This window comes from Flavobacterium sp. (genome assembly GCF_020217025.1).
GTDB lineage: Bacteria > Bacteroidota > Bacteroidia > Flavobacteriales > Flavobacteriaceae > Flavobacterium.
Genome location: NZ_JAIWOF010000186.1, coordinates 1 through 10000, shown reverse-complemented (window position 1 = coordinate 10000; position 10000 = coordinate 1). Strand labels below are relative to the sequence as shown.

Annotated in this window: 10 protein-coding genes and 1 pseudogene; 10 read left to right on the top strand and 1 reads right to left on the bottom strand. The window is 32.8% G+C overall.

What is annotated here, in order from left to right; genetic code table 11:
* The first annotated feature begins 67 nt into the window (after positions 1–67).
* Positions 68–1165, top strand: a complete 1098-nt coding sequence (locus tag LDL23_RS09630; protein ID WP_291265499.1) for a slipin family protein — start codon at positions 68–70, stop codon at positions 1163–1165.
* 157 nt (positions 1166–1322) lie between these two features.
* Here the strand turns inward: LDL23_RS09630 and LDL23_RS09625 are convergent, their stop codons facing one another.
* On the bottom strand, positions 1323–2246 hold the full coding sequence (locus LDL23_RS09625) for a LysR family transcriptional regulator (protein ID WP_291265498.1): 924 nt from the start codon (positions 2244–2246) through the stop codon (positions 1323–1325).
* Positions 2247–2330: 84 nt separating this feature from the next.
* On the opposite strand from LDL23_RS09625, the gene LDL23_RS09620 reads away from it, so the two are divergent.
* From LDL23_RS09620 to LDL23_RS09580, 9 genes and pseudogenes are all read left to right on the top strand, one after another.
* The gene (locus LDL23_RS09620) at positions 2331–3761 is read left to right on the top strand and encodes an NADP-dependent isocitrate dehydrogenase (protein WP_291265497.1); all 1431 of its coding nucleotides are present in this window, start codon (positions 2331–2333) and stop codon (positions 3759–3761) included.
* A 193-nt stretch (positions 3762–3954) separates the two neighbouring features.
* Positions 3955–4224 carry a hypothetical protein gene (locus LDL23_RS09615; RefSeq protein WP_291265496.1) on the top strand — a complete coding sequence of 90 codons (270 nt, stop codon included), beginning with the start codon at positions 3955–3957 and terminating at the stop codon, positions 4222–4224.
* Positions 4214–5068 carry a DUF6671 family protein gene (locus LDL23_RS09610; RefSeq protein WP_291265495.1) on the top strand — a complete coding sequence of 285 codons (855 nt, stop codon included), beginning with the start codon at positions 4214–4216 and terminating at the stop codon, positions 5066–5068. The genes LDL23_RS09615 and LDL23_RS09610 overlap by 11 nt, the downstream gene beginning before the upstream one ends.
* Before the next feature lie 6 nt (positions 5069–5074).
* Positions 5075–6028: an L-threonylcarbamoyladenylate synthase gene (locus tag LDL23_RS09605; protein ID WP_291265494.1), complete on the top strand. Its 954-nt coding sequence runs from the start codon at positions 5075–5077 to the stop codon at positions 6026–6028.
* 22 nt (positions 6029–6050) lie between these two features.
* Entirely contained in the window at positions 6051–7013 is a 963-nt protein-coding gene (locus LDL23_RS09600; RefSeq protein WP_291265493.1) for a sodium-dependent bicarbonate transport family permease, read from the top strand.
* Between the two features lie 115 nt (positions 7014–7128).
* A complete protein-coding gene (locus LDL23_RS09595; protein WP_291265492.1) occupies positions 7129–7818 on the top strand; it encodes a Bax inhibitor-1 family protein in 690 nt (229 codons plus the stop codon).
* A gap of 75 nt (positions 7819–7893) precedes the next feature.
* Positions 7894–8511: a matrixin family metalloprotease gene (locus tag LDL23_RS09590; protein WP_291265491.1), complete on the top strand. Its 618-nt coding sequence runs from the start codon at positions 7894–7896 to the stop codon at positions 8509–8511.
* 369 nt (positions 8512–8880) lie between these two features.
* Positions 8881–9360: a T9SS type A sorting domain-containing protein gene (locus LDL23_RS09585; RefSeq protein ID WP_291265490.1), complete on the top strand. Its 480-nt coding sequence runs from the start codon at positions 8881–8883 to the stop codon at positions 9358–9360.
* Between the two features lie 11 nt (positions 9361–9371).
* Positions 9372–10000 (top strand): annotated as a pseudogene (locus tag LDL23_RS09580) (collagen-like protein); the annotation flags it as partial.

Here is a 10000-nt window from a genome sequence, read left to right as displayed (position 1 = left end):
GACTTTGGACGAAGTACTGAAGGTTTTCTTTTTTAAATGAATGTTTAATGATAACTATAAATAAATTATGATCGACAGAATTACAATTCAAGCATACCAAGTAGGTTTGGTATTTGAAAAAGGAAAATTAATTAACGTCTTAGAAGCTGGTTCTTATTGGATTTTAGGCAATAAAAAAGTGCATATATATGAAATGAAGCAATCGTTTGTTGCGCCAATAGAATTAACGATTTTATTGCAAAATGAAAAGTTAGCTTCAATGTTAGAAATAATCGAAATAGGAGATAATGAAATCGCTTTGTACTATGTAAACGGCATGTTTAAAGAAGTATTGACGACAGGAAGATATGCCTTTTGGAAAGGATATTTAGACAATGCCTTTACAAAAATCGATTTATCTAAAGTAGAAATTACAGAAACGGTTCCAGTGGCTTTGTTGGAAAACATCAAAGTTCGTGCGTACACTAGAAAATTTCAAGTGTTGAACTTTGAAAAAGGTTTGTTGTTTGTAAATGGTGCTTTTGTAAAAGAATTGGCCGCCGGAAACTACTATTTCTGGAACAACGCCATTCCAATTGAAGTTAAAAACGTAGATATTCGTCAACAACAAATGGAAATCGCAGGTCAAGAATTATTGACAAAAGATAAAGCAACTTTGCGGATTAACTTTTTTGTTCGTTACCAAGTAATTGACGCAGTTAAAGCTTTGGTAAACAACAAAGAATACGACAAACAGTTGTATGTGTTAATGCAATTGGCTTTACGAGCTTTAGTTGGTAGCTACACTTTAGACGAGTTGTTGAACAAAAAAGACACAATTTCAAAAGAAATTTTGGAAAACATGTTGGAGAAAATCAACGCCTTAGGTTTAAGTGTTGCCGATGCTGGAATTAGAGATGTTATTTTACCTGGAGATATGAAAGAAATCATGAATCAGGTATTAGTGGCAGAGAAAAAAGCACAAGCCAACAGTATTATGAGACGGGAAGAAACGGCTGCTATGCGTAGTATGTTGAATACCGCTAAATTAATGGAGGAAAACGAAATGTTGTGGAAATTGAAAGAGATGGAATACGTAGAAAAAATCGCAGATCGAATTGGTGAAATCACCATTTCTGGAAGTGGTAACGTAATCAGTCAATTAAAAGACATTTTCGTTAAATAATCAAAACCTCGGAATTCATTTTTCGAGGTTTTTAAAAACTAAGAGAAATGAAAGAAGAAAACAATAGTGATTTAATAATGACAGTTTTAAAAGTTGTTATTATGTTTATAAAAATCGCAATAGTGTTGAGCCAATTGAATTGAAAATAAAAAAGAAGCTACATCGTCTCATACCAACTAAACTTGGAATGGATAATCGCTTCTTTTTCCTTTTTTAAATAATCCAAATAGGCAAGGGCAGCAGGGTTGTGGTTTTTGCCTTTTACCCAAATTAAACTCCAATTGGTTTTGATGGGTAATCCTTTTAAAGGAATAATTTGTAAGTCCTTGTTTTGTATTTCTTTACGGATGCCAATTAAAGGCATAATTGAATATCCTAAGCCTGCTAAAATGGCTTGTTTTATGGCTTCATTTGAGGTTAATTCCATTCGCTTGCTAATCTTCAAATCTTGTTGTACAATGAAACGCTCCATGGTTTGGCGTGTTCCGGAACCATTTTCTCTAAATAACAACGGACGGTTTTCTAAAATATCTTCGATTTTCTTTTTCTTACTAAAATCTTCTTCCATATTGCCCACTAAGAACAACTTGTTTTGCATTAAATCAATTTTTTCTACTTTCATTTTTTCTGGAAGAATCGAAACCAAAGCAAAATCTACTTCATTGTTTTGCAAACTTTTCACCACTTTATTTTTATTGGTTACATCCATTTCTAATTCTACTCCGGGATGCATTTTTAAAAAATCAGCCAAAAAGTAAGGCATCACATATTTTCCAGTAGAAACGACTGAAATTTTAATTTTTCCAAAAAGCTGTCCTTTATAAGCCAATGTTTTATAATCAATAGTGCTGACTTGTTGTAAGATTTGTTCGGCTGCTTCGGCAATTTCTTTACCAAAATCAGTTACATAAATCTTTCTTCCTACCACTTCTGTTAGTGGAATTTCAAATTGGTCTTGAAAATTTTTTAATTGAATAGAAACCGCAGGTTGGGTCAAATGCAACTCTTCGGAAGCCTTAGTAACACTCTGATTTTGTACTACTTTCAAGAATATGCGTAACTGGTTTAAGGTGTAATTCATAAAAATATTTTATATAATGTATAGCAAATATAAATAAAAATATATGAATTAAAGTACAGAGATTTGCATAAAAATAATCAAAACATGAGAAAAGTTACGATTGCTAAAGGAGACGGAATTGGTCCAGAAATCATGGATGCAGTTTTAAAGATTATTAAAAAATCAAATGCTCCCATTGATTTTGAAGAAATTGAAATTGGAGAAAAAGTGTATTTGGGAGGGAATACTTCTGGTATTTCAGATGCTTCATGGGAAGTTATCCGAAAAAACAAAGTATTACTCAAAGCGCCCATCACAACTCCACAAGGAGGTGGCTACAAGAGCTTAAATGTTACGATGCGAAAAGCATTAGGTTTGTTTGCTAACATTCGACCATGTGTATCGTTACATCCTTTTGTAGCAACGAATTTTCCAAATTTAGATGTGGTAATTGTTCGTGAAAATGAAGAAGATTTGTATGCTGGAATTGAACACCAACAAACGGATGAAGTAGTACAATGCTTAAAATTGATAAGTCGTCCAGGTTGCGAAAAAATCATTCGTTATGCTTTTGAATATGCTCAAAATTATGGTCGTAAAAAAGTGACTTGTTTTAGCAAGGATAATATCATGAAGCAAACCGATGGTTTATTCCACCAAGTTTTCAAAGAAATTGCCATGGAATATCCTAACATCGAAGCGAATCACATGATTATCGACATCGGAACAGCATATTTAGCAGATCATCCGGAGAAATTTGATGTGATTGTGACTTCGAATTTATACGGAGATATTATTTCAGATGTGGCAGCACAAATCGCAGGCTCGGTAGGATTAGCGGGTTCAGTGAACATCGGAAATGAATGTTCGATGTTTGAAGCGATTCACGGTTCGGCACCAGACATTGCGGGACAAAATATTGCCAATCCGTCAGGTTTATTACAAGCAGCGATTGCGATGCTATATCACTTAGGTTATGCCACTGAAGCTACTAAAATTCAAAATGCTTGGTTGAAAACCTTAGAAGACGGAATTCACACAGCAGATATTTATAATGATAAATTGAGTAAACAATTGGTAGGAACTTCGGAATTCGCTGATGCTGTAATTACCAATTTCGATAAAGTACCGAGTATTTTAAAAGCGGTAACACCACCCAAAAACTCTGTCATTCAGTTACCAGAATACAAAAGAAAAGAAGCTTCTCAAAAAGAATTATTAGGTGTGGATTTGTTCGTACACTGGAGTGGATTGGATGCTAACATTTTAGCTGAGAAATTAAAAGCTTTGACAACAGAAACCATGGATTTAGTTATGATTTCTAACCGAGGCGTAAAAGTTTGGCCTAATGGCTTTTCGGAAACCTTTTGCACGGATCATTGGAGATGTCGCTTTCAGTCGAATCAACCGCTTGAAAAGAATGTAATTGTAACGCTGCTGGGTAAGGCAATTGATTTAGGTATCGATGTAATTAAAACCGAAAATCTATATCAATTTAATGGAGTGAAAGCCTATTCTATGGGACAAGGTCAATAAAAAAATGCTATGAAAAAGAAAATATTACAATTCTTACTGATTTTGTGTGTAATGCTCAACACTTATTTAGTTCTTAAAATAATAACGACCACTGATGTTATTTACAGAGAGCTATTTGCAGGATTATTGATTTTAGTTTTATTAACAACATTTCGTTTTATTAACAATTTATCTGAAACTAATTATAAAAATCATGAGGAAAATTAATCTTATTAACGGTGAGTTTGATTCGTTTGAAGCACGCGAAATTTTAATGGATATGTGCAACAAAAATATCAATTTAAATAAAATGCAAAATTTTAGTTCTCAAGTTCGTTTTGGTAAAGATGATGAAAAAGCTTTACATCGTATAACACATATAAAACAAGGTATGATTAGTATTGCTGAAATTTTAGAAGAAGCAAAAGCTTATAATAAAAAACTAAAAATACAATCGTTTATTGAGATTGCTTATGAAGACTAAGCCTGATTTTTTTTCGGGTCGTCGTTTGCTTATCGTAACGAAACATCTGAAAGAAGAAGTCATAACACCTTCTCTTGAAGAAGCTCTTGGCGTAACTTGTTTTGTTGCAAAAGACTTTGATACGGATAGTTTAGGTACATTTTCTGGTGAAATCGCTCGAAAAGATGATGCTCTAACAACGCTCAGAAATAAATGTTGGGAAGGGATGAAATTAGAAGGATTTGATTTGGCAATAGCCACTGAAGGTTCGTTTGGAAATCATCCCAGTGTATTTTTTGCACCTGCGAATGACGAGTTAATCATGCTAGTAGACCAAAAACATAATCTCGAAATTGTTGAAAGAGTATTGAGTATGGAAACCAATTTTGATAGTTCGGAACTTCATACTCGAGACGAATTAAAAGCTTTTTTAGACAAAGTTCAATTTCCTTCACATGGTGTTATTTTAAAAGATGCTGCTGAAAATTGGACTAAAATTTACAAAGGTATTACCGATTATGATTCGGTTGAAACCAAATTTAATGAAATAATTGCTTCTAGTAATTCGTGTTTCATAGAAACGGACATGCGTGCTATGTACAATCCAACCCGAATGAAGGTTATAAATGATGTTTGTTTTAAGTTAATCAACAAATTACATTCGGTTTGTCCTGAATGTTTATTTCCCGGCTTTGGCGTGGTTGGAGCTGAAGCCGGTTTGTTATGTAGTAGTTGTTCAATGCCAACGCGCTCCACATCGGCTCATATATATAAATGCCAACATTGTAATTACGAGTCAAAAGTTTTGTATCCGAATGGAAAGAAAACTGAAGACCCAATGTATTGCGATTTTTGTAACCCATAAAAAGAAATGATAAGTACAAATATTAATTTAGCAGTTCAGCATCTTAATGAAAAGGGCATCATAGGTTTTCCAACCGAAACCGTTTACGGATTGGCAGGAAATGCTTTTGAAACCGAAGCCATTCATAAAATATTTGACGTAAAAAAGCGTCCTACTTTTAATCCCTTAATCGTTCACATTAAAGGAATTGAAGATTTAGAACAGGTTGCGCAAGAAATTCCGCCAATGGCTTATGAATTAGCAAATACTTTTTGGCCTGGACCCTTGACTTTAATTTTAAAAAAGCAACCTCACATTCCAGATTTAGTCACAGCAAATCAAGATACAGTTGCGGTTCGTGTACCGAATCATCCTGTGGCTTTGGAGCTTTTAAAACATTTAGATTTTCCTTTGGTCGCTCCAAGTGCAAATCCTTTTACTAGTATAAGTCCAACAAGCGCTGAACATGTTGAAAATTACTTTGGAAATCAAATCAATGTGGTTTTGGATGGAGGCGAATGTTCGGCTGGAATCGAATCTACGATTATTGGATTTTACAATAATAGAGTAGTGGTATATCGTTTGGGCGCATTAGCCTTGGAAGAAATTGAAAAAGTTTCAGGAAATGTAACCTTATTAAACAAGAAAAAAAAGCAACCGATTGCGCCCGGAATGTTACTTAAGCATTATTCTCCAAAAACGGATTTTATAGTTACGAGAAATGTTCAAGAAGAATTAGATTGGTATTCGGGAAAGAAGATTGGATTGCTTCTTTTTAACTCTTATTTGCCTGAATTTGATGTCAACAATCAAATCGTTCTGTCGGAGGAAAGTGATTTAAAACTAGCCGCTTCCAAATTATACCATGCGATGCATCAATTGGATAAAATGAATTTAGATTTAATAATTGCCGAACGTTTGCCTGAATATGGTTTAGGAATTTCTATCAACGATAGATTAGAACGCGCTTCAAAAAAATAACACTACAATTAAAAATTAAAAAATGGATTTAAATTTATTATTAGAAAACCTGACGAACCCTGCTTTACTTTACTTTATTTTAGGAATTATTGCTGTGTATTTGAAAAGCGATTTAGAAATACCCAATAACTCTTCAAAATTTATTTCGCTGTATTTACTTTTTGCAATTGGATTTAAAGGCGGACAAGAATTATCTCATGAAACCATAAATAGTGAAGTTATTTGGTCGATGTTGTTTGGAATTTCTATCGCTATAATAATTCCACTTTATACTTTCTTTATCTTAAAACGTAAATTGAATGTATATGATGCGGGAGCTATTGCAGCTGCTTATGGTTCGATTAGTGCTGTAACATTTGTAACGGCAGTTTCGTATTTAGAAATGCATCAATTGTCACTTCATGGCTATATGGTTGCTATTATGGCGCTTATGGAATCGCCTGCGATAATTATTGGTTTGGTTTTAATTTCGGTTTTCAATAAAGAAAAAACACAAAAAATTAATAAGCTAGAAATTTTAGGGCATTCTTTTACCAATGGTAGTGTTCTTTTGATATTAGGTAGTTTGGTCATCGGATTTTTAGCTAATGCAAAACAGGCACAAGGAATTCAACCTTTTACAAATGATTTATTCAAAGGATTTTTAGCTATTTTTTTATTAGATATGGGAATTACAAGTGGAAAGAAATTAAAATCGTTTTTTGAACATGGCTGGTTTCCGTTTGCATTTGCTTTACTGATTCCATTAGTAAACGGTAGTGTTTTTGCTTGGTTAAGTGGTTTTGTTACTGACGATATTTCAAATCGATTTATCTTTTCTATACTTGCGGCAAGTGCATCTTATATAGCAGTTCCTGCTGCAATGAAAATAACAGTTCCGAAAGCTAATCCGGGGTTATTTTTGCCAATGGCATTAGCGATAACGTTTCCTGTAAATATTACTATTGGAATGCCGATATACTTTTACATTGTGCAACATTTTTAAATTTTAATTTAATTGATTTTGACACATTTAGATAAAATTGAAGTTATAAAGTGAATGTAGGATTTTTTTTATTCGTACGAAAATTGTAAATTCGATAAACTTTAAACTAAATTTTATGAACTCAGAAAACAATGTAGTGGTTTCTTATGCAACTGATGCAGATAGAGCTACCTTTTTTAAAAAGACGTATAGTCATGTTGCCTACGCTATTTTAGCTTTTATGCTAGTAGAATCAATTTTATTACGAATTGTTCCAATGGAATGGATTTTAATGATGATGGGCGGAAAATTCGTTTGGTTGTTTATTTTAGGATTATTTTGGTTGGGTTCTACCTTATCAGACCGATTGGTTTTTCATCCAGATAGAGACAAACAATATTTAGGCTTAGGTTTATATGTTTTACTTGAAGCCATTATTTTCTTACCAATGATTGCTATGGCAGTTTTATATTCTGGTAGCGAAATGATTATGCAAGCCGCTTTAATTACTTTGTTTATGTTCTCCGGGTTAACTGCAGTAGTTTTTATGACAAAAACTGATTTCTCATTTTTAAGAACAGCAATCACTATAGGTGGTTTTGTAGCTTTAGGAGTTATCGTTGTTGGAGCTATTTTCGGATTTAATTTAGGATTATGGTTTTCTGTTGGAATGGTGGTATTAGCTTCTGCTAGTATTTTATACCAAACTAGTAAAATTAAAGACCAATTTAGTACTGATCAATATGTTGGAGCTTCATTACAATTATTTGCTTCTATTATGTTATTATTCTGGTATGTATTACGAATTTTAATGAGCAGAAAATAATTGATTTTCAATTTATATTTAAAACCCTGAAATACTAAATTTCAGGGTTTTTCGTTTTAAAGCAAATGTTATTTTATGCGAATAGTTTTACTTGTATTTAGTTTATTTCTTTTTGCTTGCCAATCCAACGAAACCCAAAAATTAACTGTTGGAATACAACCTTATGGTATATTTCCGGAAGATAAAACGGATACTATAGCTAAGACAATTGCTGATTTCTATCAGATAAAGACTGTAATACTTCCTTCAAAAGAATTGTATAAAGAAGCTTTTACAGAAGTCAAATTGCCAAGATATCGAGCGGATAAAATGATTAATCTTCAAAAGAAGAATAAAGCAGACTCATTAGATTTTATATTGGGATTGACGTACAAAGATATTTCAATCACTAAAAAAGACCAATGGGGAAAAATAAAAAAACCAACCTACAAATACGCCGATTGGGGAATTATGGGTTTGGCGTATTGTCCGGGAAATAGTTGTATTATTTCTACTTTTCGTATTCAACATCCCAATTCAAAAATCCATTTTACTCGTTTTAAAAAAGTAGCCGTTCATGAATTTGGACATAATTTAGGATTGCCTCATTGTCCAGACAAAACTTGCGTTATGACTGATGCTGTAGAAAGTGTAAAAACTATTGATAACGCTAAATTAGCGTTGTGTAAAAAATGCAACGACATCTTAAATTAAGGACTAAAACTTAAATAGTTTTTAGCAATTATATTTCTTTTATTGCTTTATTAATTCATACAAAAATTTAAGTTTTTTTGTTTGAATTAATGATTTTAAGCCGAATTTTTATCATTTTTCATTTTTTTAATTCGATTTTTTCTCGATTTTATATTTTTATACTGTCTTTTTTTAACCACTTATTCTTTAATGGATACCACTTAAACTAGTCGATTATACAACTATTAAGTAGGCCTACTAATCTGCTCTTTCTTTGTAGTTTTTGGATAATTTTAACAAATAATATTTAAGAGTTTAAATACACTTTTTGCCTACTCATTTCAAGCTTTAAGAAACTCAAAAAGTTAAAAACCTCAAAAACAAATCAATATGAAGAAATTATTACTCATTGGAGCGTGTTTGGCTATAACGCAAATATATGCTCAAGAATCGGTTGTGTCATCGGGAGGAAATTCCTCAGGAAGTAACGGCAATGTAAGTTATTCTATAGGACAGTTATTTTACAAAACGGTTAATGGAGCTACTGCTAATTTATCGCCGGGTGTAGAGCAACCATTTGAAATTCAAATCGTTTTAGGTCAAGATAATTTTAATGTCAATTTAGAATTACTAGTGTATCCAAATCCTACTACGGATATTATCTACTTAAAAATAAACGAATCTACTTTTGAGTCAATACAATACCAACTCTTTGATATTAATGGAAGATTAGTAGAGCATAACAAAGTTTCGGAGAACTCAACTATTATTCAAATGGGAAAATATCCTGATGCTATCTATTTACTAAAAGTGATAGAAAATAATAAAGAAATCAAAACTTTTAAAATTATAAAAAGACAAACCAATTAAATTAATAAATTATGAGAAAAATATACTATTTAGCACTGCTGTTATTTGTATGCATTTCAGCATCTTCACAAAGTCAGAATAATATGAGTTACCAAGCGGTAATTCGAAATTCTTCAAATAATTTGATTACCAACCAAGCTGTTGGAATGAGAATTAGTATTTTACAGGGTTCTGCAGTTGGAACGGAAGTATATGTAGAGACACAAAATCCTACTTCTAACATAAACGGATTAGTTACTTTAGAGATTGGTAATGGAACACCAACGCTAGGAACATACAATGGTATAAACTGGGCAAATGGTCCATATTTTGTTAAAACAGAAACAGATCCAGCAGGTGGTAATTCATATACAGTTGTTGGTGTTTCTCAATTAATGAGTGTTCCTTATGCGTTATATGCATTAAATTCAGGAAGTTCAATAGCAGGTCCAATGGGTCCTCAAGGTCCAGCAGGAATTAATGGATTAGATGGAGCAACAGGTCCAATGGGTCCTCAAGGTCCAGCAGGATTGAACGGTTTAGATGGAGCAACAGGTCCGATGGGTCCTCAAGGTCCAGCAGGAATTAATGGATTAGATGGAGCAACAGGTCCAATGGGTCCACAAGGTCCAGCAGGAATAAATGGTTTAGATGGAGCAAC